Origin of the sequence: Youngiibacter fragilis 232.1, assembly GCF_000495435.3 — a bacterium.
GTDB lineage: Bacteria > Bacillota > Clostridia > Clostridiales > Clostridiaceae > Youngiibacter > Youngiibacter fragilis.
Genome location: NZ_AXUN02000220.1, coordinates 14,332 through 39,901, shown reverse-complemented (window position 1 = coordinate 39,901; position 25,570 = coordinate 14,332). Strand labels below are relative to the sequence as shown.

21 protein-coding genes and 1 pseudogene are annotated in these 25,570 nt (G+C 45.8%); 15 read left to right on the top strand and 7 right to left on the bottom strand.

Annotation, left to right across the window (positions count from 1 at the left end; all coding sequences use genetic code 11):
• The 3 genes from T472_RS17360 to T472_RS17350 form a co-directional block, all read left to right on the top strand.
• A partial coding sequence (locus T472_RS17360) for a LacI family DNA-binding transcriptional regulator (RefSeq protein WP_023863751.1) occupies positions 1-925 on the top strand: 925 nt, incomplete at its 5' end.
• 427 nt (positions 926-1,352) lie between these two features.
• The gene (locus tag T472_RS17355; RefSeq protein WP_023388837.1) at positions 1,353-1,688 is read left to right on the top strand and encodes a nucleotide pyrophosphohydrolase; all 336 of its coding nucleotides are present in this window, start codon (positions 1,353-1,355) and stop codon (positions 1,686-1,688) included.
• Between the two features lie 4 nt (positions 1,689-1,692).
• Positions 1,693-3,585 carry a DUF2075 domain-containing protein gene (locus tag T472_RS17350; protein WP_023388836.1) on the top strand — a complete coding sequence of 631 codons (1,893 nt, stop codon included), beginning with the start codon at positions 1,693-1,695 and terminating at the stop codon, positions 3,583-3,585.
• 486 nt (positions 3,586-4,071) lie between these two features.
• Here the strand turns inward: T472_RS17350 and T472_RS20440 are convergent.
• Positions 4,072-4,821, bottom strand: a pseudogene (locus T472_RS20440) (Cof-type HAD-IIB family hydrolase).
• A gap of 297 nt (positions 4,822-5,118) precedes the next feature.
• Positions 5,119-5,967: an EFR1 family ferrodoxin gene (locus T472_RS17335; RefSeq protein WP_023388835.1), complete on the bottom strand. Its 849-nt coding sequence runs from the start codon at positions 5,965-5,967 to the stop codon at positions 5,119-5,121.
• Positions 5,968-6,407: 440 nt separating this feature from the next.
• Here T472_RS17335 and T472_RS17330 point away from each other — a divergent pair, with 440 nt between their 5' ends.
• The 5 genes from T472_RS17330 to T472_RS17310 all read left to right on the top strand — a co-directional run bounded on the left by T472_RS17330 (position 6,408) and on the right by T472_RS17310 (position 11,445).
• On the top strand, positions 6,408-7,139 hold the full coding sequence (locus tag T472_RS17330) for a lysoplasmalogenase family protein (protein WP_023388834.1): 732 nt from the start codon (positions 6,408-6,410) through the stop codon (positions 7,137-7,139).
• Positions 7,140-7,261: 122 nt separating this feature from the next.
• Positions 7,262-8,356, top strand: a complete 1,095-nt coding sequence (locus tag T472_RS17325) for an Ldh family oxidoreductase (protein ID WP_023388833.1) — start codon at positions 7,262-7,264, stop codon at positions 8,354-8,356.
• 84 nt (positions 8,357-8,440) lie between these two features.
• Entirely contained in the window at positions 8,441-8,683 is a 243-nt protein-coding gene (locus tag T472_RS17320) for a hypothetical protein (protein ID WP_023388832.1), read from the top strand.
• Positions 8,684-8,952: 269 nt separating this feature from the next.
• On the top strand, positions 8,953-9,336 hold the full coding sequence (locus T472_RS17315) for a hypothetical protein (RefSeq protein ID WP_023388831.1): 384 nt from the start codon (positions 8,953-8,955) through the stop codon (positions 9,334-9,336).
• Between the two features lie 81 nt (positions 9,337-9,417).
• Positions 9,418-11,445, top strand: coding sequence for a penicillin-binding transpeptidase domain-containing protein (locus T472_RS17310; RefSeq protein ID WP_023388830.1), 2,028 nt, complete (start codon positions 9,418-9,420; stop codon positions 11,443-11,445).
• A 66-nt stretch (positions 11,446-11,511) separates the two neighbouring features.
• Here the strand turns inward: T472_RS17310 and T472_RS17305 are convergent, their stop codons facing one another.
• From T472_RS17305 to T472_RS17285, 5 genes are all read right to left on the bottom strand, one after another.
• Entirely contained in the window at positions 11,512-12,897 is a 1,386-nt protein-coding gene (locus T472_RS17305; protein ID WP_023388829.1) for an FAD-binding oxidoreductase, read from the bottom strand.
• 30 nt (positions 12,898-12,927) lie between these two features.
• On the bottom strand, positions 12,928-14,088 hold the full coding sequence (locus tag T472_RS17300) for a YkvI family membrane protein (RefSeq protein WP_023388828.1): 1,161 nt from the start codon (positions 14,086-14,088) through the stop codon (positions 12,928-12,930).
• Positions 14,085-15,122, bottom strand: a complete 1,038-nt coding sequence (locus tag T472_RS17295; RefSeq protein WP_023388827.1) for an electron transfer flavoprotein subunit alpha/FixB family protein — start codon at positions 15,120-15,122, stop codon at positions 14,085-14,087. The genes T472_RS17300 and T472_RS17295 overlap by 4 nt, the downstream gene beginning before the upstream one ends.
• Complete coding sequence (locus T472_RS17290) at positions 15,109-15,930, bottom strand: electron transfer flavoprotein subunit beta/FixA family protein (protein WP_023388826.1); 822 nt, start codon at positions 15,928-15,930, stop codon at positions 15,109-15,111. The genes T472_RS17295 and T472_RS17290 overlap by 14 nt, the downstream gene beginning before the upstream one ends.
• 260 nt (positions 15,931-16,190) lie before the next feature.
• Positions 16,191-16,646 (bottom strand): GyrI-like domain-containing protein, encoded by a 456-nt coding sequence (locus T472_RS17285; RefSeq protein ID WP_023388825.1) that lies wholly within the window; start codon positions 16,644-16,646, stop codon positions 16,191-16,193.
• 177 nt (positions 16,647-16,823) lie between these two features.
• Here T472_RS17285 and T472_RS17280 point away from each other — a divergent pair, with 177 nt between their 5' ends.
• From T472_RS17280 to T472_RS17250, 7 genes are all read left to right on the top strand, one after another.
• Positions 16,824-17,822 (top strand): aromatic acid exporter family protein, encoded by a 999-nt coding sequence (locus T472_RS17280; protein ID WP_023388824.1) that lies wholly within the window; start codon positions 16,824-16,826, stop codon positions 17,820-17,822.
• A 41-nt stretch (positions 17,823-17,863) separates the two neighbouring features.
• Positions 17,864-19,198 carry a sigma-54 interaction domain-containing protein gene (locus tag T472_RS17275; RefSeq protein WP_023388823.1) on the top strand — a complete coding sequence of 445 codons (1,335 nt, stop codon included), beginning with the start codon at positions 17,864-17,866 and terminating at the stop codon, positions 19,196-19,198.
• A 264-nt stretch (positions 19,199-19,462) separates the two neighbouring features.
• The gene (locus T472_RS17270) at positions 19,463-20,761 is read left to right on the top strand and encodes a CitMHS family transporter (RefSeq protein WP_023388822.1); all 1,299 of its coding nucleotides are present in this window, start codon (positions 19,463-19,465) and stop codon (positions 20,759-20,761) included.
• An 18-nt stretch (positions 20,762-20,779) separates the two neighbouring features.
• The gene (locus tag T472_RS17265; protein WP_023388821.1) at positions 20,780-22,126 is read left to right on the top strand and encodes an acyclic terpene utilization AtuA family protein; all 1,347 of its coding nucleotides are present in this window, start codon (positions 20,780-20,782) and stop codon (positions 22,124-22,126) included.
• Positions 22,126-22,425 carry an AtuA-related protein gene (locus tag T472_RS17260; protein WP_023388820.1) on the top strand — a complete coding sequence of 100 codons (300 nt, stop codon included), beginning with the start codon at positions 22,126-22,128 and terminating at the stop codon, positions 22,423-22,425. The genes T472_RS17265 and T472_RS17260 overlap by 1 nt, the downstream gene beginning before the upstream one ends.
• A 221-nt stretch (positions 22,426-22,646) precedes the next feature.
• Positions 22,647-23,945 (top strand): glycosyltransferase, encoded by a 1,299-nt coding sequence (locus T472_RS17255; RefSeq protein ID WP_023388819.1) that lies wholly within the window; start codon positions 22,647-22,649, stop codon positions 23,943-23,945.
• A gap of 184 nt (positions 23,946-24,129) precedes the next feature.
• The gene (locus tag T472_RS17250; protein WP_023388818.1) at positions 24,130-25,506 is read left to right on the top strand and encodes a GntP family permease; all 1,377 of its coding nucleotides are present in this window, start codon (positions 24,130-24,132) and stop codon (positions 25,504-25,506) included.
• The last annotated feature ends 64 nt before the right edge of the window (positions 25,507-25,570 follow it).

Sequence of the window (25,570 nt, the reverse complement as noted above, 5' to 3'; positions counted from 1 at the left end):
TACTGCTTACGTTCATCCTGAAACAAGGGAGAGAATCTTTGCAGCAGTGAAGGAGCTCAGCTATCAGCCTAATGTCCTTGCTCAGGGGCTCAAGAAAGGGAAAAGACATACAATAGGTGTCGTGCTGCCGAGGCTTCATATGGCGATTTTCTCGGAAATCATGCAGGGAATTGAAAAGGAAGCAAGGAAGTACAACTATGCAACGCTGATCTGCAATACTGAGGATGACCCTGAAATTGAGAAGGAAAGCCTGAGCAGATTAAGGAACGGTTTTGTCGATGGGATAATCATTGCAGGAACAGGCCGGAATCTAAGGCTGCTCCAGGAAATAAAGGCGAGTGGGATTGCAGTGGCACAGATTGTCAGGCATCAAGAGCCCTCGATAAGCAGCGTGATTGCAAACTATGAGGCATGTGGCTATGAAGGCACAAAGTTTTTAGCCCGAAAAGGGTGCAGGGAAATCGGACTGATAAACGGGAATACTCATCTGGCTCCTTACAGGGACAGGTATAAGGGGTACAAGGCAGCAATCAGGGAGCTGAACCTGAAAGAGAACTACAACACTTCACTTGAACCTTCCAATACATTCGAATATGGCTATAATTGCGCCAAGAAGCTTCTTGAGAACAACGAGAACCTTGATGCAATAATGGTTTCAGTTGATATCCAGGGAATCGGAGCCATGAGGGCAATTAAGGAAAAGGCACTGAGAGTTCCTGATGATATCAGGCTTATGAGCCTGACAGGCCATACTGTTGGAAGCATGCTCGAAACAACAATGACTGCACTGGAAATACCTGCACATGAAATGGGGGAGAAGGTTGCCAAGATGATCATCGAGGACATTGAAGCCCCATCGGACAAGAAGCCCAGCGCGCAGCATCTGACTTTCAATGCACACTTAGTGGAAAGGGAGAGCACTTAGGAATCCTGCTGATGAAGGGCACCATTTAAGCGACAGCCATATCAATCTATTCTGACTGGCTGGAAATTGCAGGTCCATACAGGTATCAACATGGATAGTGACATACAGACTGAAGGCGGGCTGACTTGGGGATAAGCTGGCCTTCTTGTATTTGCACATTTCTAAGCTGATGTTACCTGACGATAGGTATAATGGATGTTTGCTGCTGCACCGAGGTTGCTTGATGCTTGTGAAGAGTCGATATGTTGTTCTATGAATAACCAAACTGTCTTATCCCAAATGGCAACGGGAACTTCTTACCCATTGAAGCGGATTCACATGTGTTTTTGAATGCAGAAATTTTTTGATTAATCTATTATTTTGTCCTTATGATATAATTAAGTTAGTTTTTATGTGATAGTTTATAGATATTTTTATGGGGGTAATCATGGATAATGAGACGATGAAGGCAGTGGTTAGGTTTCGTGACGAGAGGAACTGGAGACAATTCCATAATCCGAAGGATCTTGCCATATCTATATCAATTGAAGCAGCAGAGCTTCTTGAAGTATTCCAGTGGTCAGGACAGGATACTGATGCAGCCGATAAATTGGATAAGATCAAGGAAGAGCTTGCAGATGTCATGATATACAGCATGCTTATGTCCGATAGATTAGGTCTCGATGTTGATGAGATTGTCATGGATAAGCTGAGGAAGAATTCAGAAAAGTATGAGGTGGAAAAAGCTTACGGAAACAGCAAAAAATATACGGAGCTAAGGTGATCTGATGATAATTTACAAGAATGATGTTGAAGGGTTCAGAAATGCCGTGGACAATAACAGGATAGTTCCTGATATAGTTAAGGAATACACAGAGAAATACGGCCGAAAAGTGAATGACAATGAGCGTAAATCCTGGAACAACTCGTTGAAATTCATGGAGACTGCCCTTAGGAAATCTAATGTCCCCGGAGACTGCGGGGTGCTGATTGAATATAACATACCATCTACAAGCAAAAGGATAGACTTCATAGTATCAGGTCATGATACAGAGGGAAATGCAAATTTTGTGATCGTAGAACTAAAGCAGTGGGAAAAGGCTGATGCAACCAGGAAGGAAGACATAGTGACAGCATACGTAGGTGGCGGTATCCGCGAGGTTTCCCACCCATCATATCAGGCCTACTCCTATAAAAAGTATCTTGCGGACATGAACGAAGCTGTATACACGAAGAACATCCAGCCTTATAGCTGTGCCTATCTCCACAACTATATTTCAAAACATCCGGAACCACTTACGCTTCCTCAGTATTCAGAGATCATCATAGACTCGCCCGTGTTCTTCTCCCAGGATATCAATCGGCTGGAAGCATTCATAAAGAAATACGTCGGTAATGGCAATGGTAAACATATACTCTACCAGATCGAGAATGGGAAAATAAGGCCATCCAAAAAATTCGTTGAATACGTTTCTGAAATGTTTGATGGTAATGAGGTCTATACTCTGCTGGATGAACAGAAGGTGGCACTATCGAATATCATGGAGTATGCCCTTGACTCAAAGCAGAAGACAACCATTATAGTAAATGGTGGCCCGGGAACAGGGAAATCGGTAGTAGCGATGAATGCACTGGTACAGCTTCTGAAACATGGATTGAATCCAAAGTTCATAGCACCAAATGCATCCTTCAAGGAGACCATTATAAGCATGCTTTCAGGAAGCAGAAAGTATTCAAAGAAGAGGATCGCAGCACTTTTTTCAGGATCAGGTTCCTTTTGGAATGCGCTTGATGATGAGTTTGATGCGATGATTGTGGATGAAGCCCATAGGTTAAAGAAAAAAGGAACATACATGTACAAGGGCATCAGTCAGGTTGATGATGTAATCAAGGCTTCGAGAGTGAATGTATTCTTTATCGACGACAACCAGAGGATACGTCCGGACGACGAAGGTACGGTTGACAGGATCCGAGAGGTTGCAGAGGCAAGGGGTTCTGAAGTCGTATATGTTGAGCTTGAAGCCCAGTTCAGGTGTTCAGGTGCAGATGGGTTCATGAACTGGATCGACCATACGCTCGGAATCAGGGATACAGGGAATTTTGACGGATGGGATGAAGGTACATTTGAATTTGAACTTGTAGACAATCCACATGACCTTGTAGATAAGGTCAGGGAAAAGAACTCTTTAGGATTCAAATCGAGAATCATTGCAGGTTATGCCTGGGAGTGGACAAGTGCAAAGGATGGAAATCCAAACTCAGAAATCGAAGATGTTATTATTGAGGAACATGATTTCAGAATGCCATGGAATAGCAGAAGCAGCCAGTACACATGGGCATCTGATGACGACAAGCAGGACCAGATAGGGTGCATCCACACCTCCCAGGGGCTCGAATTCGATTATGTAGGCATAATCATTGGCAATGACCTGAGATTCAATCCCATGACTAATGAAATCTATGGAAGCTACCTTGATTACAAGGATACTACCGGTAAGAAGGGCTTGAAAGAAAATCCATTGGAACTGACAAGACTCATTAAGAACATTTACAGGGTCCTTCTATCCCGAGGTATGAAAGGATGCTACGTATATTGCCGCGATAGCTATCTTAAAGATTACCTGGAATCAAGGATAACTAGAGAATCGAAAAACCGCTCATATCCAATGGGGAATGAATAATGAAGAGTATAAGATACTAAATTGGTCATATTCGTGCTAAGACATGAGAAGCAAAGCTCTGCCTCTTGTTTCATATGTTATTTTACCCGGTTTGGCGGACTGATGACAGTATGCTGTCATTTTATTGGAATTCCGGTTTCTGGTTGTATGTGTATTAAGAAATACCGCAGACTTAAAGGTGATGGATAAAGGGAGAGCAGACTATTTTAGTCATCTGGTTTGCCCTGAAATTAATGTAGTATAAGACCACTGAATTTTTACTTAGAAACGATATGCTTGATGTCTGTAAACTGACAGATCCAGGCAAAAAACTTATAGAATTGACTAAAAGATGGGAGCTTGACTGATGCGTGTAAGCTCCCATCTTTTTATCATTTTGTTACACCAATAATATCCAAATACCTTTTGACAGATGGTTATACTATCAAGCCAAGATGTCTGAAAGCATTCCTTATGCCATCATCAATAGCGTCTGAAGTGACATAGTCAGCAAGCTCCTTGAGTGTTGATTTGGCGTTCCCCCATGGCTACACCGGTTCCGCAGTATTCGAGCATTGAAGCGTCGCTTTCATCGTTACCGAAGGCTATTGTTGCCTCTTTCCCGATACCATGAAGGTTCATGACCATATCAATAGCTGTAGCCTTGCTGATACCTTTTTGACCGAACTCTCCGCATAACTCAGGGATCCCTCCCATTCCCCATATTCCTACATGGAGGTCCGGGAATGCAGACCTGGGAGACTCATAGTCATCATGGCTATTCAGTATGAAGCTTATCTTGTTTAGGTCATCCCTGTACAAGTCACCACCAAAAACAAGTCCAGGAATCACCTTGAGAATAATCTCCTTCCTTCCTCCGACAAACGCCGCTGCTTTGTCAAGGAAAAGCCCACTTGCGAACAGTCAGTTGTTAGACTCTTCATAGAACTCAAGGTTTCGGCTTCTCATCCAATCTACAGCCTTGCTGCAGTCTTCCCTGGATATGACCTTATGAAATAGAACCTCTCCATTTTCTTCGATATAGCTTCCGTTCCCCCCTATGAATCTATCGAGTCCGATATCCCATAAGAAATCGAAAATCTGGCATTTGCTTCTGCCCGAGCACATGTATACCTTATGTCCATTTGACTGGGCTTGCCTGATTGCGTCGAGAGCCGACTCAGGTACTTTCTGTTCAAAGTTTTCAGGCACCAGTGTTCCGTCTATATCCTGGAATATGATTTTCTTGTTGAACATCGTGCTGGTCACATCCTTTTGTTTATCTTCATTAATCATGAGTGCAGCATGCATGTCTATGAGCAGCCTCACCAGAATAATACGCGGAGCAGTTATGGTGATGTAGACCGGCATGAGATCTGTATCTGTATCTTCTTAATCACTGACAAGTGCTCAGGAAGCGCCAACAGAGCAGAGATCAGCAATCTAAAACATCAGCCTGCTTTGTGACGATCTCTTGAATCTAACATACAATAAACAGAATGGAACTACGGATTGAATCTCACGAGTTTATGCAGCAAGATTTTGGATTTCCTATCATTTGTAGGTTTCAATCTTCCCGTTGTGGAGGGTGACTTTTAACTTCTCGATATCAGGATCCTTCAGGATATGGGACACGTTATATTTCATTATCAGATTCATGACAGGCCAGCTTATTGGTGAAACAATAGCTTCTTTCGGACAATGAAGTTCGCATGAGAGGCACATTATGCAATTTCTTCCCCAAACAGGGAAGCCCTCCGGATTCAGACTGATATTTTTTGAAGGGCAGCCCTTCATACATATTCCGCACCTGATGCACTTGTCCTTATTCAGCTTGAATTTCTTCTGGAAATATAGCCTTATAGGTCGCCTGCCAAGAAATATCTGCTCTATCCGATATATGACTGGCGGGGGTTGAATTGACTCGGGCCAGCCGGTCCCAGCTGTCACCATATCATGTCCGAATCTCCTTGCAGCTTCTTTCTCTTCCTCTGTCGGGTGATTTGGTGAGGCAAAGCATCCTTTTTTTAGGTATCCGAGGAAATAATCTGCACCATGGCTAAAGAACCAGCCATTTGGTTTAAAACCAGACGTTATCATCGCCTTTTTAAGCAATTCTCCTGCATTCCAGGCATAGGTTCCATAAGTAAGGAAAGCAAATGACGGTATGTTCCTCTTGTTCGAAAGACCCTCAATGCATTCAAGCACGTTTATAGGGACGTTGAAACCATAAACCGGAGTACCGATCCCAAGCATGTCAAAAGAATCCAGTTCTGGAGGGGCTTCATCCTTGATGTTGCAGATCACCGCATCGGAACCGGAAGTTCTTATTCCTTCAGCGACATTTTCAGCAATCAATGCTGTTGAATTGGTAAGTGAATAGTAGATGATGAGGCATTTCATTGAATCTACCTCCAATCCTGATCCGAAATCTCTTGATAACAAAGCAAGGAATCTAACCTCTAATGTTAAAGAGAGTGCCTACCTAAGTCGCAATAACATCTTCATATACCCTGCTAACCTTATTAAAGCATATCATATACAAAATGCTGGTCACAAATTATGGATTTTCAGTTAATTATCGGTAAACTAATACACGGCAGCATCTCATACCTGCTCCAGGCTGGGATATATTTGGTTGTGTGGACTGATTTATGATTGTTGACCCAATCCGAAGAAAGGTTTCCGTTATTGATCGAAGGATAGAAATAACAGAAAATTCGTTTAATTAGGTGTGTGAAAATCTGATGTGGAGTATACTTGAAGTAACTACAAGTGATGTGGAGAGTGGGTTTGGCTAATTCAAACTACAGTCAGGCTTGTTGTATCAGGAGGCGGTCTAGTTGAAAAATAGCGAAAGAATACTTCTTGCTGTGTATTTGACTTTGACACTGGTTATCATTCTTTTTGACATCAGGTATCAGGATAGTAATCCGGCACTTTATATCACATTCGCAGTAAGGGTCAGTATGTTCATAACGGTTTTGGCAATCAGGAAGAGGTACCTGGAACAGAAGCTGATTGCACTTGCCTTCGCGTTTACTGTAATTTCAGACTACTACTTCATATTCGTGAACACATACGACAAGGATATTCTCAATAGTCAGCTTTTTGGGATGATTGGATTCATCGGAGCGTACCTGTGCCTCATACTCACATTCAGCAGGAACTTCAGAATAGGCAGGACAGAACTGATCACAAATGCACCCTTCTTTGTGATTTTCGCTTTCTTGTTCCTGTCACTTCAGCAGTATGCAGAAGGATTCATGTATCCTGCAGGCATTGTATTGGGAACAATACTCTGCATCTTCGGTATGACAATGGTATCCACATTATTCAGGGGCCATTTCTCAAGAAAGGCTGCTTGGCTGATCGCGATTGCAGGATGCATGATTTTCTTCAGTGACCTGTTCGTGGCTCTGGCCCTGTACCATCCCGATTTCAAGGTTTTCATTCTGTGGAGGGAGATCGTGGTAGTAGCCACATATGTACCTGCATGGACTCTTCTTATGCTGGTCGCTTCTGAAGAAGATCTCTATGCCGGAGTTAAGGCTGGAAATATTGCTTCAAACTGATTTAGTATTTCTATTTAGATTACGACATTCAAATGTACTTCAAAATAGAAATAAGCTACAACCAGCACTCGATGCTGATAAAATATATATATGGGTTATAAGAAACAAGAATGGAGAAATTTATGAGCATTAACTTACTTACTTATGATAATCTGAAGATATTTTGCGAGGCGGCGTTCCACAGGTTCGGATTCAATGAACATGACAGCGCTGTAATAACGGATGTACTGCTTCTGGCTGACCTGTATGGGATCGATTCCCACGGAACAAACAGGATTGTCATGTACCATGATCAGATAAGGGCTGGATACATTGATATTGGTGCAAAGCCGCTTATAGTGTCAGAAACGCCTGTATCGGCCGTCATTGACGGAATGAGCGGCATGGGCCAGCTGGTTTCAAAATTTGCAATGAAGAAGGCCATTGCACTTGCTAAGACTTCAGGTATAGGTCTGGTTACTGTCCGAAACTCCAACCACTACGGAATTGCAGGCTACTATTCCCTTATGGCATGCAATGAGGGATTTCTGGGGATTTCAATGACAAATTCACTGGCAGCTGTCGTGCCGACCTTCGGAAGAGTCCCCATGCTTGGGACCAATCCCTTTGCATTCAGCTTTCCTGCAGTTCCACAGCCATTCCATTTCGATGCATCAACTTCGGTCGTAACGGTAGGAAAGGCAGAAGTATCCGGTAAGACTGGGAAAGCCCTTCCTGTAGGCTGGGGAATAAATGCAGATGGCTACGATGAGCTTGATCCCTCTGCACTTCTAAGAGGAATATATGCAGGAACAGCAGGGCTTCATCCGCTGGGCGGGGGTACTGAGGAACATGGTGGTCACAAGGGCTATGGTTTCTCAATGGTAGTCGAGATACTTTCATCCATAATGTCAGGAGGCACTACCTCAAACCATGTTGAGAAAGAGGAAGGAAAATCAGGTGTGTGCCACTTCTTTGCGGCGATCGATCCAAAGATCTTCGGCAATCCGGCTGTGATCCAGAATAAACTTGAAATATTCCTTGAGGAACTGAGGAATTCAATGAAAGCAGACGGTAAAGACAGGATATACACCCACGGTGAAAAGGAAGCTGAATCCTATACGAGACGCATTGAAGAAGGGATTCCCGTAAATGAAAAGACAGTCGAGGAAATGAAGGACCTGGCAGATTACCTGAAAATGGATTTCTACAGATACTTCCCGGAATTGAAGATCTAGTTGCATGAAGAATGGATGCCATGTGCTGCAACCCTATTGCTATTGCCTTGCGGCACATGACCATATGTTATGGAGATGGTTGAAGTGATTAAAAGAATACTCTATGGTCTTATCGGATGCTTTGTTTTTCTTATAGTGGGACTAATCGCAGGCCTTATAGTCGGTTCTTTCATTGGAGGGAACTTCATGAAGAACTTCGAGTACGCAGGAGTGATGGGATATGAGGCGACAGGTCTTATAGGCGCCATGGTTGGCGGACCTATGGGAGCAATCGCAGGAATAATCATCGGAGTAAGCTTCGCATCAAGAAGTGCGGGAAACAGGTAAGTAAGATTAAAACTCGTATGAGATTCCTTAAGGATTCAGACCGTTGGAACCTGACGAATAGTCGGATAATTTCGACAAAATAAGCATATATGTCATCAAGTGGATTTATATAGGATATGCTTTAGTTAATAGGATATCAGGTATGTATGATGGCAGATATGAAATTTGGTTTGTTTCTGAAACCATGCACGAGAGGAGGTACTGATGGAGAAGGAGAATGTCCTTTCAGTCCTGGTCAAGATGGCTGCAATTGATGCAGGCGGGTTTTCGTGTTTGCTGCGACCTGCATGGGGTATTTTGCGATCTATATGTTCGTTGAAACTGTATTTTTTTCTGATAACATTGGGAACAATCCAGCTGAAGCCATACGTATCACTTACTCCATATTGCTGCTTTTCAGGTACCTTGCACTTCTACGAACTAAAGCTCCGGAACTTCTTAAGGCAATATTGCTTGTAATTCCGCTAATGATGCTCATGGTTGCTGCAATACTAGGACTGTATCTTAAGCCTCTTCTGTCATTGCCTGCCGCTGGTGCAATCTTAGCAGCGTGCGCTTTTCTGATGTATAGGTCGATGAAACCCTGGATCTGCTACTTCTCTATCTGTATGTCTGTCTTGTTTTCCCTGGCCTATGCATGGCCACGGGAATGATTCCAAAGCTACAGCGGATTGGGAGTTTATCAGTCAATTGTCTCTTGAGCAGGTGGCGTATCGGCAAGGGAGTGATTACGAATGAAGAAATCATTGTATGTATTTTTCATCATCCTGTTTTTAATGATTGGTTCCTCATGCGACGAGGATAAGCATGATCCTCTAGGCACATATGTCGCCTATAAGGCAGCATATGCTGCAATGGATTATGGTGCCATGTACGATTATCTCGACTCATCGAGCAGGTCAAAGATGACAAAGGATGAATATGTGGAGCTTTACAAGGGCTTCTATGGTGTGATTTCTGTAACTGAGGCTTCAGTTTCTGACAGGATGGAGGAGCTGGACCTGGAAAGAAAAGCTGCAGGAGCAGATACTTTAAGGGTCCCGGTCGATATAACACTGGTGACAGGGATAGGTGTGAAAAAATTCAGCACTGACATCAAGCTTGTCAAGGAGAATGACGAGGATGGTAATCCCAATTTTCTTGTCAGCTTCGCGCTGAACCAGATGTATGAGGGATTCAAGAGCACCGATAAGATAATTGAGCAGGAGGTAGGTCCTGAGAGGGGTCGTATACTTGACAGGAACATGAAGGTGCTTGCAGAAGACGGTGATGTCATCTGGATAGGGATGATACCCGGGCAGTTCGGTAACGTCAGGGAGAAATCCATAGACGCCTTGTCAGCGGCGTTTGGAGTATCAAGGAAATATATTACCGGAAGACTTGGGCTCAGCTGGGTAAAGCCAGAGACATTTGTAGACATGATCAAGGTTTCGATGGACGACAAGGAAGCTGTAGACGCTCTTGTAATATCGAATTCAGGGATAACCTACAGGATAACCAGAGACAGGATATACCCATACGGGGAAGCTGCAGCCCACCTTACCGGATATGTGGGGCTTGCAACCCGTGAAGAATATGCAGTCCTAAAGACGCTTGGATATCCGATAACAGCGAAGGCAGGTAGGTCAGGCCTGGAGCTGATCTTCGAGGAAGACCTAAGGGGCAGGACAGGGACAGAGAAGGTTCTGGTGGACAAGGACGGCAAAATCAAGGAGATCCTTTCAAACGACCACAACAATAGAGGCAAGGACGTAGTCCTTACCATAGATATCGACCAACAGCTGAAACTATATGGAGCAATGACAGGAGACAGCGGCACTGCATCACTGATAAACTTCAAGGATGGGGAAATTCTGGCATTAGTAAGCCTTCCATCCTATGACCCGAACAGGATGATCCTTGGACATACTGAAGCCTATTATGATAATTTACTTAAGGATCCAGGGAAGCCGCTTCTTAACAGGTTCACGAAGCTATATCCTCCTGGTGCTACCGTCGCACCGCTTGTATCAGCCTCAGCGATAGAGACTGGCAGTACGGCTGCAAGCCTTGTTTCAGAGGTTTCAGGAACTTCCTGGCAGAAGGAACCTGCATGGGGGAAATACTTCATAAAAAGGGCTGCTGATCCGGGAACACCTGTAGACCTTGAAAAGGCGTTCATAAGTTCCGACAACATATTCTTCGCCCAGATGGCACTTAAGCTGGGAGAGAAGGAATTCATCGAAGCTATGCAAAGGTTTGGTGTTGGTGAGGACTTTGACACGACCTTTGATTTCCAGAAATCCCAGGTGGCGAATCTAGGTGTAATGAACAGTGAGATACTGCTTGGGGACAGCGGCTATGGCCAGGGACAGGTACTGTTCAACAGCCTTACGCTGCCAAGGGCTCTGACTGCCATTGCAGACGATGGAAATCTTAAGGGACTCAGGCTGGTGAAGGATGTGGCACAGGCAGAGACCAGAAATATCCTTTCAGCAGAAACCGCAGACAGGATCCTGGAGCTAATGAGAAAATCCGTTGAAGATCCATCCGGTACCGGGAATGCCTCATTCATTGAAGGTCGAGCCATAGCAGGCAAGACAGGAATTGCAGAGGTCGGAACAGGAGCAGCAAGGACAAGGTATGGATGGTTCACTGCCATTGACCTTGACGGGGGAAGTCCGTTTATTGCGACAGTCATGGTTGAAGGACTGGGGGACAGAGGTCCGGGATATGCTGCAGGGAAGGTAAGGGCATTTCTTACAGGAGAGCTTCCAGACTAGAAATTGAACAAGGAAAATTGAAAAACGAGATGCAAATCATTACGAAATGCATCTCGTTTTTAGTTTCTACAAGTCTACTATTGTTCCAGGATTGAGTATTCCATTTGGGTCGAAGGCTCTCTTGACACCCTTCATTATCTCGATTTCCCTTGCAGTATACTGGAGGGGCATGTATGATTTTCGGGTTTTGCCTGTGCCGTGTTCAGCGGTTATTGCTCCGCCGTACTTCATGGCTGCCTTGTAGATATCGAGCCTTATGTCCTCGAACCAGGATGGCTTTTCACCGTTCTCCTTCATAACGAAGTTGTGGATGTTTCCATCTCCGATGTGTCCGACGCATGGAAGGGTGGTGTTGTATTTTGCGGCGATCTCATCAAGGTCCCTGACAAAATACGGTACTGAAGCAGGGGGTACGGAGATATCCATTCCGTCGATGGCGTGCTCTATGAAGGCGGTATATACGTTGCTCCTTATCTGGAGTATGTTCCTCTGGTCCTTCGCTGTTTCGGCGATGATGCTGTCGACTGCATTGAACTTCTCGGCTATCTCAACTATTGCCTCACTCTTTGCAAACAGGTCGTTCTCAGTGCCTTCCTCAAGGATGATCATGAGGTCAACGATTCCTTCCTTTGCCGGCCAGACAAGACCCATATGCCTTGCTGCCTCTTCAATGACATTCTTCTCCACATATTCTATGGCAAGAGGTGTTATACCTGACTGCAGGATTGCAGGCACAGTATCTGAGGCATCCTGCCTGCTGTCAAAGGATACGAGCAGAGTGCCGGTATGGTTCTGCTTTGCGTAGAGCTTCAGGATCACCTTGGTTATTATACCAAGGGTTCCTTCGCTTCCAACCATCATGTGGAGAAGGTCATAGCCTGTATTGTTCTTTATCAGCTTGCCGCCTAAAGTGACTATCTCACCAGTAGGCAGAACCACTTCAAGTCCTTTGACATGGTTCCTCATGATGCCGTGCTTTACCGCACTTACGCCACCGGCGTTTTCAGCTACCATTCCGCCAAGCTGTGCTCCCTCATCACCAGGATGTATGGGGAAGAACAGCCCCTTGGTCTTCTTGAGCTCGTCGTTAAGCTGTGCAAGTGTCACTCCGCTGTCTGCAATGACCATGAGGTTCTTGCCATCCACTTCAATATCCTTCGAAAGCCTTTCCATGGATAGTATTATGCCGGGTCTGTCAGGTATGACAGCGCCGTTAAGTCCTGTGCCGCCGCCTCTCGGGATGACAGGCATGAGTATCTCGTTTGCATATTTTACTATTTCTGAGATCTCGCTGGCATCCTTTGGTTTGACGACAACTACATCTGTACAGGCTTCTGGCTTGAGGTATTCCTCGGTCTCGTCATATAAGTAGTTGCCTATCTTTGAGAGGTCGCTGACAACAAAGTCATCGCCGCATATTTTTTTGAGTCTTCCAATTATTTCAATATCCATCTGTTCCTCCTGAAGGTATAATGTTCTATCCTAAGCATTCTCAGCAGTACTCTGAGGTTTGTTCAATACTCGTCCGATGTAGAACTTCAGCACTATCGGCAGTATTATGACAAATACCGAGATGTATCCAAGGGTTCCGTATCCCTTCGCTATGAGCGGTATGAGACCGAACTGAGCGATGGACCAGGTTATCATTACATACACTGCTGAAACGACTATGCTCCTGTTCCTCTCCTTGGCCTTGAAGGAAGCTTCATTGTCATTCTTACCCATGAGTATGACTACTCTCTGGGTTATTCCATATATGAGGTTGACGCCAGTGGATACTGCACCAAGAAGTATGAGCACTGAAATGAGCGGCACCATCCAACCAGCGCCGACGCCATTCCGTATCACTGTCAGTGCAGGTACAGATTCTGTCAGTATCCCGTCATTGATGAAAATGAGAAGACCCAGGACTGTCATTACAAGCATGGATGCATTGAGCACGAAACCGAGGACTGAAGCCTTCATTATGTCTTTCTTGTCCTCAAGTGCGCTTGAGTGCGCTATGTATGCGCCAATAACCACTGACTGGAAACCGGCATACTTCATGGTTGTCCAGAGTGCGTCAAGGAGTCCCAGACCTGAAGCAGCAGGTGCAGCCGAAAAGGCTGACAGGTTTTCAGCTATTTTAGGTAATCCGGCAATGATGTTAGGAATGTATATAATGAACATGCCGGCAATGATCGCGATTGCTATAATGCTTGCGGCTCTTCTTACAAATTTAGCACCGAATATCGTGAGCAGAAGAAGCGCGGCAGCTATAAGAGCCGTATTGAACAAATAGCTTGTTCCGAACACTGATTTCATCGTAGCTCCGCCAGTTGCAAATGCAACCGCAGTTGCTGTAACGAGAGTCAGGTTATAGAGAAGCTCATACACATTCGACATTACCTTTTCGACAGGCTTGTAGAACTTGTCGGTCCAGACCCTGTAATAGAATGCCTTGTTCTCGAACGCATACATCCATGCAGCATAGAGAACTATGGCGATGACTGCCTGAGAGATTATCGGCATTATGACTGCATATTTTCCATATCTTACGAAGTATTCTACAACCTGTCTTCCGGAAGCGAAGCCGCCGCCAAAATGGGTCGTGAACCACAGGAATGCGAGTGAAAGGTATATTTTCTCGGTTGATCTCTTCATTTGTTTTCCCCCCTGCCTAACAAGTATGCAACAGCGTCTGAAGATGAGGATGCAGCCTTTTCTTTCTTTATCCTCTCGATTAATAGAGGAATTATCTCGTAGATGTCACCGACTATACCATAATCCGCCACATTGAATATTGGGGCGGAAGGATCGGAATTGATCGCTATGATCACCTCAGAATCCATCATTCCTGCAAGGTGCTGAGGTGCACCTGATATTCCGCAGGCGATATATACCTTTGGCTTGACCCTGTTGCCGCTGTATCCCACCTGATGCTCCCTTGGTATGAAACCTGCCTCTACCATCGGCCTTGAGGATCCCACCGATCCACCTAAAAGCACAGCCAGCTTCTCAAGCATCCTGAAGTCCTCAGGACTCTTAAGGCCTGATCCTCCAGATACAACCACCTCCGCGCTTGAGATGTCAAAGCCGCTTGATTCAAGCTCCTTTATGAACTCAAGTGAAGGATTCCTCGAGCCGTACTCTTCCATCCGGACGATCTCCCCTGACCTTCCCGGTACCCTTTCAGCCTCATCGAACTCCTTGTACCTGACTGTAGCCATCTGGGGCATGGAATCAGAAAGGATCTGGGCCAGTATGTTCTCGGAAAAAGCCGGCCGTATCTGTACCAGGTGCCCTTCATCATCAACATCAAGGTCAGTACAGTCTGCAGTGAGACCTGTCTTAAGACCTGCAGCAACCCTTGGTGCTACTGACCTGCCAAGGGATGTGGCTCCAATCAGGAACACTTCCGGTCTGATCTTATCCGCAAGTCTTATTAGATTTTCAGAGAACACATATTCATCAGGCAATGAAAATGCAGATTCATCCTCAATTACAAAGACCTTGTCCGCACCTCTTTCAATAAGTTCTTCACAGGACATGCCAAAAGGACCCAGTACTGCCGCATACAGTTCTGAGCCTGACTTATCCGCGATTTTTCTTCCAACACCAAGGAGTTCGAAGCCTACCTTGTGCAGCTTTCCATCCTTTTGCTCCGCAAAAATGAGCACTCCCTTAGATTCCTTCACCCTGCCTAACCTCCAAAACCTTCGTATCCTTCAAAACTTCAATCAGGGCATCGATTGCCGCAGGCATGTCATCCCTGTAGACCGCACCTGCTCTCTCTGCTGATTCAGGAATCACGATTTTCCTGACCCTCGTTGCAGAACCTTTAAGTCCGGTTTCCTCTTCCTTTAGATAACCATCGAGGTCATCAAGTCCTATTACCGGTATTTCAGCCTTCCTGGCCTTCATCTTGCTCTTCAGCGAAGGAAGCCTCGGTGAAGCTATGTCCTTTGTGACAGTAACAAGTACTGGAAACCTGAGCTTCTTCTGGTATCTGCCATCCCAGATCCTTGTTGTGAGAGTAACAGAAGTCTCATCGACCTCATCTATGCTCTCAGCATAGCCTGCATGGGGTATTCCAAGCATCTCTGCGATTTCAGGTCCTACCTGACCGGTATCCCCGTCTACAGTCTGCATCCCGGCGAGGATGAGGCTGTAAGGTCCTGTGCACCTTATTCCTGCTGCCAGCGTCGCTGCCGTAGCCTTGACATCAGCGCCGCCGAATTTCCTATCACTTAGCAGCACACCATCCGATGCGCCTCTCGCTATGGCTTCCCTGATGGCTTCCTTTGCGCTGGGCGGGCCCATGCTGATGACGAAAACCTCAGCACCTGTTTTCTCGGAGATCTGCACTGCAGCCTCCAGAGCATTCAGGTCAAAGGGGTTGATCTCTGTCCCGGCTGAATTCCTGTCGATGACTCCTCGTTCCCTGTCGAACCGGACCTCCTCCATATCGGGAACCTGCTTGATCAGAACTACTATCCTATCCACTACGTATCCTCCTATTCGATTTCTGCAGGTCATTATTCAATTGTCATATTGTCACCTGATGTAGGACCAGAATTATCAAAATCCCATAATAGATGTATTTACCATAACAATATGTTTAAATTCAACTTTATCAAACTTTTGACGCCATAACAAGCATATGTGACAAAATTGTTAATAATCAGTGAAGTTAACCGGAATTAAGACGAAAAAACCGCATGCTGCGCAGATTATATTAATCTCGCACCATGCGGCTCATAGTGTCACTTCACAGATATCCTGATCAATGTAAGAAGTTCAGACTCAGGTATTTCACCTGGACTGTTAAGGTAGGTCTCATAGTATGCTCCTGCAGGTGAAAGGTCATGATACTCCATCCACTTCATCATTTCACCGTAGATTTCAGAGAACTTTGAATATGGCCCCTTGTATAGACACTCAACGGCTGTGAAGGCTTTGACTTTTGAACTGTGTATGGTTCCTTGCCCTGGAAGCGGAGAAACCACCGGGAATCCGATCTCTATGTCAAGGTCATCCATTTCGTTGTTGTAGTAGGCAACGTACGGTGCACCACCAGGTGATTCGCCGAGGTATTCCAGATAGTTTGCGATCTTCATGAACCCGTCGCCAATAGCTTCCTTCAGTCCTGAAAGGCTTGTACGTCTTCTTATCATGAGTACAGGGAATTCCTCAATTTCCTTCAATGAAATCTCAGCCATCATAGCACCTCCGTTTTTAGCTGGATTACTTCCTAACTGAATTATAGTACAGAACTTTGAAATAATGATGAACACCAAGGGGAAATACTGGAGCAAACTGTCCGAAAAACTTTGAAATGGTATTTGTTACGATGTATATTAGTAACAGACGGTTCTACCAAGATTGGAGTGTATCTTATGGAAAAGATGAGGAAGATAATAGGTTACAGGACACTGAAGACCGCAGTTGGAGCAGCGATAGCCGTGTTCATATCACAGCTGATCGGGCTGAGCTATGCTGCAAACTCAGGGATAATTGTCATACTGAGTGTACAGAGCACGAAGAAGAAGTCGAGGGACCTTGCCCTTCAAAGGATTCTTGCGACGATTCTGGCACTTACGACGGGAACGGTAGTGTTTTCGATACTTGGATTCACTGCACTGTCCTTTGGAGTCTACCTTCTTGTATTCATTCCTTTGGCAGTGAAGATGAAATTCCATGACGCGATTGTTCCATGCTCAGTCCTCGTATCACATATACTTTCAGTAAAGTCAGTTGCGCCAAACCGGCTTCTCAACGAATTCATGCAGATGGTAATAGGTGCCGGAGTAGGGCTTGTCATGAACATGCACATACCAAGCGTTGAAGGAAAGCTTTGTGAAGACATTACACATATCGAGGAGGGCATCAAGAAGGTGCTTAAGGATATGGCAGCCTGTCTGAGAAAGCCGCTTGAGCTGAAACTTGAAGAAAGCTATCTTACAGGTCTTGGCGCAGCCCTTGGAGAAGGAAGGGAAAGGGCGGTAATAGAGGCGTCAAACCATCCTGGCGGTGAGGTGACATATTTCATGAGATACATGGACATGCGAAACAGCCAGTATGAGCTTCTAAAGCACATGGTCAAGTACGTTCAGCGAGTTAAATACATAAACGAGCAGTCCGAAATGGCGGCAACACTCACGGATTATGTGGCCGAACAGGTAAGCGAGCCAAACACCAAGGCTGCTGCCTTCACGGGGCTTGAGGAATACAGGCGAAAATTCAGGACCATGGAGCTTCCGAAGACAAGGGAGGAGTTTGAGAACAGGGCGTCTCTCTTTGAGTACGTGAACGATCTGGAAAATCTCATTAACGAGAAAAGGAACTTCATATCATCGCTTTCGGAAAGCGAGAGACAGAAGTTCGGGAAAAGGTAACAGACACTAAGGTATAGCCCTAGGGCACGGGAGGTTCATCAGTGGTTATTGATACATGGATCAGATCGGTCTTCGATTCGCTATATGATGGGATACTTATAATAGGGAAGGATGAGAACGTCAAGTACGTCAATGCATCCTATACGAGGATTACCGGTGTAAAAGAAGAAGATATCGTGGGAAGAAAGCTCAGGGAAGTAAGACACGGTGCCAGGCTTCCTAATGTGCTTCTAACCAGGAAGCCAATAGTAGGGGCTCTTCGTGAGGAAAACGGCATTGATTATATTGTTAACATGTCTCCTATACTTTCAAAGGGTGAAGTGGTCGGGGCAATTTCAATAGTAAGCACCATAGACGATGCACTGGACCTGTCACAGACCCTGAACAGATACCAGTCCAAGATCGCCAAGCTTGAAGGCAGGATTAAGGCCATACAGAGGGCGAGATATAGCATGGATGATATGGTTACTGCTGACCCCAAGTCCAGGGAGCTCAAGAAGCTGCTGCTCAGGATATCAAAAAAGGATACGACAATACTTCTTACTGGGGAAAGCGGTACAGGAAAGGAAATGGCAGCACAGGCGATCCATAACGCATCCGACAGGGCTGGCGGCCCCTTCATTGCAGTGAACTGTGCATCATTCGGCGGGAACCTGCTTGAGAGCGAGCTGTTCGGATATGAGGAGGGATCCTTCACCGGAGCCAGGAAGGATGGCAAGCTTGGCCTTTTCGAGGCTGCAGACGGCGGAACCATATTCCTTGATGAGATAGCTGAGATCGGGGCAGAGGTCCAGGCTAAGCTTCTCCGTACACTTCAGGAAAAGACAGTAAGGAGGATCGGCGGAATACGGGAGATCTCAGTCGATGTGAGGGTAGTAGCCGCTACAAACAAAGACCTTGAAGCCATGGTTTCCTCCGGGACTTTCAGGGAGGACCTGTTTTACAGGCTTTCTGTCTTTCCTGTGATGCTGCCGCCGCTGAGGGAGCGGAGGGAGGACATCATACCGCTTGCGGAAGTATTCCTGCAGCAGCATAAGAATGACCTGAAGAGTGACATAAGCCTAGGCGATGATGCCAGGAAGATGCTCTTATCATACAGATGGCCCGGAAACATAAGGGAGCTCAGGAATTCAATTGAATTTGCCGTGAACATGATGGAGAATGACATCATTGCAGGCAGAAATCTTCCAGTAAGAATCCAGGCATCAGTTGAGGATGATTTCAAGGCTGAAAGCCTGTCAGAGATGGTGAGGAAATTCGAGAGGGAAGAGATCATGAAGCATCTTGACCTCCATGGGCATTCGCTTGAGGGAAAGAAAAAGGTGGCTGAAATTCTTGGGATATCCCTTGCAAGCCTCTACAGCAAGATAAAATAGACTGCCCGGATAATCCGAATGGATATCCGGGTTTCCAATATTCTGGAACTTTATGAAATAATTCCAGAATATTGGAAGGTGTTGCATAATAACGATTTCATGTCTGCGAATTCGATAAAAGATGTAAAAAAATTCCAGAAATCTGGAATTTGATATTTGGATGTTTTTATGAATATTGCTGATTTTCAATGGTTTTACGCTTCAAGTCAATTTGGCATGATAATTGCTTAACATAAAGTGAAATAATTATTCGGGAGGAATCTTATGTTAGCATTTCTTGGTTTGGCAACAGTACTGCTGCTTCTTGTTCTGGTAATGACGAAAAAGGCGACCCCTGTAGTGGCGCTCATCGCGGTGCCTACTTTCACTGCTTTTATTGCAGGGTCAGGGCTCAAGGTCGGGACGTTCATCACCAACGGTATCAAGACCATCGCACCTACAGGTGTCATGTTCATCTTCGCAATACTTTTCTTCGGTATCTTAAGCGATGCCGGAACATTCAATCCTATTATAAACAAGATACTCAAGGTTGTTGGCAAGAACCCGGCTAAGATCACAATCGGTACCGCAATTCTTGCAATGATCGTACATCTTGACGGTTCAGGCGCTGTAACTTTCCTTGTTACAATTCCAGCAATGCTTCCACTCTATGATGCACTTGGCATGAAGAGGACTGTACTTGCCACAGTAACAGCTCTTGCAGCAGGAACCATGAACATCGTCCCTTGGGGTGGACCGACGCTGAGAGCCGCAACCGCACTTAATGTGGAAATCACAAAGCTGTTCAACCCGGTTCTTATACCGATGCTCTCAGGTATCGCATTTGTACTTTTTGTTGCATACTATCTCGGAAACAAGGAGAAGAAGAGACTTGGAAACCTTGAGACAGAGGATGCATCATTCCATGAGGTGACTGTAGATGCGGAGAAGGAGAAGCTCTTGAGGCCAAGACTTTTCGTATTCAACATACTGCTTATCATAGCTGCTATAGGAGTTATGATATCAGCAAAGCTGCCTCCTCAGGTAGTGTTCATGTTCGCGTTCTGCATAGCACTAATAGTCAACTATCCTAAGGTATCAGACCAGAGGGCGAGAGTCGATGCACATGCGAAGGAAGCGCTTATGATGGCAAGCGTACTGTTTGCGGCAGGCGCATTCACCGGAATCATGAAGGATTCTGGAATGATAACTGCAATGTCAGAGCTCATGGTATCCATGATACCGCAGTCGCTCGGCAAGCTCATACCGCTCGTAACAGGAATAGTTTCAATGCCTCTAAGCCTCATATTCGATCCTGACTCATACTACTTCGGTGTAATGCCTGTAATAGCAAATGCAGCATCCCAGTTCGGAGTCGATCCTGTAATGGTCGGAAGAGCTTCCATACTCGGACAGATGACGACAGGATTCCCGGTAAGTCCGCTTACTGCAGCGACATTCCTTTTGACAGGACTTACAGGAGTGGACTTTGGAGAGCATCAGAAGAACACCATACCATGGGCATTTGCAGGAACGATAATAATGCTTATTGTTGCATTGGTCATGGGTGTAGTAGCCATATAGGCGAACGGAGGATAAATTATGAAGAAATTAAGGATAGGAAGCGGAGCCGGATATGCCGGAGACAGGCTTGAGCCGGCACTGGTACTCATGGAGAAGGGCGAAATCGACTATATAGGCTTCGAGTGCCTTGCAGAGAGGACTATAGCGATAGCTCAGCAGGAAAAGCTCAAGAATCCGGATAAGGGATACAATGCGCTTCTTGAGATGAGGATGGAAAAGGTGCTTCCCCTTGCATACAAGAACAAGGTTAAGGTAATCACCAACATGGGCGCTGCAAATCCTGATGGAGCAGCCAGGGTAGTTGCAAAGATGGCAGAGGATATGGGCCTCAAGGGGATGAAGATCGCCAGCGTAAGCGGAGACGATGTCCTCGGAATGCTAGGAAAATACCAGGACACTACTGTCTGGGAGACAGGAGAGCCGCTTAGGAACCTTGACGGCGAAGTGGTCTCCGCCAATGCGTATCTTGGAATCGAAGGGATTGTCGAAGCCCTGGCAAACGGCGCTGATGTCATTATCACTGGAAGGGTTGCAGACCCTGCACTTTTCCTTGCACCGCTTGTCCATGAATTCGGATGGAAGACAGACTCATGGGATCTTCTTGGCAAGGGTACCCTCATTGGGCACCTGCTTGAATGCGGCGGCCAGGTAACCGGAGGCTACTATGCTGACCCTGGCAGGAAGGATGTGCCTAACCTTTCAGAGCTTGGATTCCCGATTATCGAGGTAGATGAGGCAGGAGAATTCATAGTTACAAAGGTAGAGGGAACCGGCGGCCTTGTAACCAGGGACACATGCGCTGAGCAGATGATCTACGAGATACATGATCCTGAGAATTACCTCACTCCGGACGTGGTTGCGGATTTCTCAAAGGTATCCTTTGAGAACACAGCCAGGGATGTGGTAAGGGCGACTGGAGCATCAGGAAGCAAGAAGACTGAGACGCTCAAGGTGAGCATCGGATACAGGGATTGCTTCACCGGTGAGGGCGAAATCAGCTACGGCGGACCTGGATGCTATGAAAGGGCAGTACTTGGCGGACAGATAGTCGAGGAAAGGCTCAAGCTCAGGCAGATACCAGTGGATGAGCTGAGGATAGAGATCATAGGAGTGAACGCTCTCTACAGGAATCAGGACAGGGTCCTTGGACAGGCTCCTGATGAAGTAAGGCTCAGAGTTGCCGCAAGGACAAAGAAACTCTCCGATGCAAAGAAGATCGGTGAGGAAGTCGAGACACTTTATACCAACGGACCTGCAGGTGGCGGCGGAGCTACCAAGTCATCAGCAGAGATAGTTTCCGTAGCCTCAATCCTCATCTCCAGAGACGATGTGGATGTATGCGTGAAGTATCAGGAGGTGAAATGATGAAGCTTTGGGAGATCGCACACTCAAGGACGGGAGACAAGGGAAACATTTCAAACATTTCCCTTATAGCGTATGACATGAAGGATTTCGAGCTTATCAGGGAGAAGGTGACCCCTGATAAGGTAAAGGAGTTCTTCAAGGATATCGTGAAGGGCGAGGTTGTTAGGTTTGAATTGCCAAATGTAGGCGCGCTGAACTTCGTTATGTACGACGCACTTGGCGGCGGTGTAACAAGGTCGCTTTCACTGGACAAGCACGGCAAGAGTCTCAGTTCCTACATACTTGAAATGGAAATATAAATAAATTTATTAGGGCGGATGTGAAAGCATCCGCCCTTGCTTTTCAAGTCCATATAAACCTAAATTTCTTACCCAAGTTCTCCACCAAAATCAATGCATATAGCACTAACAATAATCGCGAATAAACTTAATACATTTTTAACACTCCATAAGCTATAATATAGTTGTTGTGATTAATGCTGCAGTAATCAGGCAAAGTGATTCAGCATTTTGGAGGAGCCATGGACGAGTTTACAGTAGGACTATTCAATGATTCTTTCCCACCTACCATAGATGGTGTGGCAAATGCCATATACAACTATGCAAGGGTAATAAATGAAAAGCATGGGAACGTTGTTGTTGCGACTCCTTACTATCCGGATGTTGTAGACAACTATCCTTTTGAGGTCATAAGGTACCCCAGCGCAAACGTAAGCAAAAAGCTTGGCTACAGGATGGGATATCCGTTCAGTGCAGCGGTGATCTCAAGGCTCAGGGAGCTGAAGATCGATGTCATACACAGTCACTGCCCGTTTGCTTCGACGGTGCTTGCCAGAGCGCTCAGGAGCTTTACCGGAGCACCTGTCATACTCACATACCACACGAAGTTTGATTATGACATTGAGAAAAGGACTGACTCCACTGCGCTGAGGAAGGCGACTGCAAGGTTCATGATGGCGAACATCAACGCCTGCGATGAGGTCTGGGTAGTGTCCGAAGGAGCAGGTGAAAACCTCAGGTCCATGGGCTATGAAGGCAGCTACCTGGTTATGGAAAATGGTGCGGACTACGAGGTGGGCAGGTCCACTCCTGAGGATATGGAGAGAGTAAGGGAAAAGCATGGGCTGGACCATGAGACACCAACCTTCCTTTATGTCGGCAGGATGATGTGGTACAAGGGGATCAGGCTTACGCTTGATTCACTGAAGATAGCGAAGGAAATGGGAAAGAGCTTCAGGATGGTCTTCGTCGGGGAAGGTGTTGACCGGCCTGAGATAATGGAATATGCAGAAGAGTGCGGCCTTATGGACTGCTGCATATTCACAGGAGCCATCTACGACAGGGAAGAGCTGAAGATTTATTACAGCATAGCCGACCTTTTCATATTCACATCTACCTACGACACTAACGGACTTGTTGTCAGGGAAGCAGCCTCGGCATACTGCCCGAGCCTTCTGATACGCAACAGCTGCGCATCGGAAGGGGTGGAGCACGAGGTTTCAGGGCTTATCGCTGATGAGGATGCAGACAGCGTAGCACGGGAGATAATAAAGGCTTGCAACGACAGGGAATGGGTTGCAGAGCTTGGAACAGGAGCAGCGACAAAGGTGTACATTTCCTGGGAGGACGCCGTAGAGAAGGCATATTCGAGGTACAGGACCGTAGTTGATGACTATAGGGAAAGGACCAGGGCGGAAGTTGAAGATTCAGTTGTCATGAAGAGGATAATGAGCCTCAGGAAGGGCTATATGAAGGGTAAGCTAACCGCGCAGGACACATACAAGAGGACAAGCAAGAGAATAAGGGACATATTCCAGTAGAGACCCGGCTTGATGCTTAATTTAAAGCTTCAAGCCGTTTTTTTGAAATGAATGGTCCTACCAAATACAAGTAAATGTTTACATGACAATCTCCAAATGTTAATATGGAATAGGAAGGAATAATATTCATATCCTTGTTAATTAAGTTAAGTATTCTTTCCAAATATCTATACGGAGGGATAATATGTCAGGAATTACTTTAATCATCACTTTTGCAATTTCTATCGTCGTTATGATTCTTGCAATTTCAAAGTTCAAACTTCATCCTTTCCTGGCGATCATGGGAACATCACTTGTTCTGGGTATGATCGTCGGAATACCGCTCAAGGACCTTCCCGGAGTACTCGGAGCAGGCTTCTCGGGAATATTCACATCAATAGGACTTGTAATAATACTTGGTGCACTAATCGGAATCATACTTGAAAAGACCGGTGCGGCTGTCAAGCTTGCCGAAATAGTCGTAGGAATCGTTGGCAAGAAGAGACCTGAGCTTGCGATGCTCATCATGGGCTGGGTAGTTTCAATTCCGGTATTCTGCGATTCCGGATTCGTAATACTGGATCCAATAAGGAAAGCTATGGTCAAGAAGACCAGGACATCAGCGGTAGCAACTGCTGTAGCGCTTTCTGCAGGACTGTACACATCTCACGTATTCATACCTCCTACTCCTGGACCGATAGCTGCTGCAGGAACACTGGGACTGGCTGACAACTTGCTGCTGGTAATCGGAATGGGTGCCCTTGTTTCAATTCCAACACTCATCGCAGCTTACTTCTTCGCCATCTTCATTGGAAAGAAAGTAAAGTCGACAAGTGAGAAGGAAGAGAAAGTTACTGCTGAGGACTATGAGCACATAATGGAGAGCTTCGGAGAACTTCCAAGCGCATTCATGGCCACTGCACCTATAATTGCACCTATACTTCTCATGGCAATGGGATCGATAGCAAACGTACTTAAGTGGCAGGGGGCGGCGCTTACAATTTTCGCTTTCCTTGGAAATCCTCTTATAGCTCTTACAGTCGGACTTCTTTTTGGAATAGCGCTGCTTGTTTCCACCAAGAAGATGCATCTCTTCAACAGCATGACCAATGACACACTTAAGACCGTAGGACCGATACTCTTCGTTACTGCAGCAGGTGGAGTTCTTGGAAGAGTAATAGTCACAGCTGGCTTCGTAGACTACATCAAGGCTAACGCCACATTCATATCAAACGTAGGCATATTCTTCCCGTTCGTAATCTCAGCGATACTGAAGACGGCTCAGGGCTCATCGACAGTCGCACTGACAACCACCGCCGGAATCATGGGTGCCTACAACGCATCAGGAACAATGATGGAGGTCCTTGGGCTCACATCACCTATGGCAGCGGCACTTTCAGTAATGGCAATAGCAGCAGGAGCAATGACCGTATCACATGCAAACGACAGCTATTTCTGGGTTGTAACCAATTTTGGAGAAATGACACCAGAAGATGGCTACAAGACGCAGACAATGGTAACTCTCGTCATGGGACTTGTGAGCATGGCATTCATATTCCTGCTTTCGCTAGTACTTCTGTAGAAACCTGTGCTGCCGGCTAGTGTAGCCGGCAGCATTACTTTTCAAACTTTTATTTTCGAGTTTT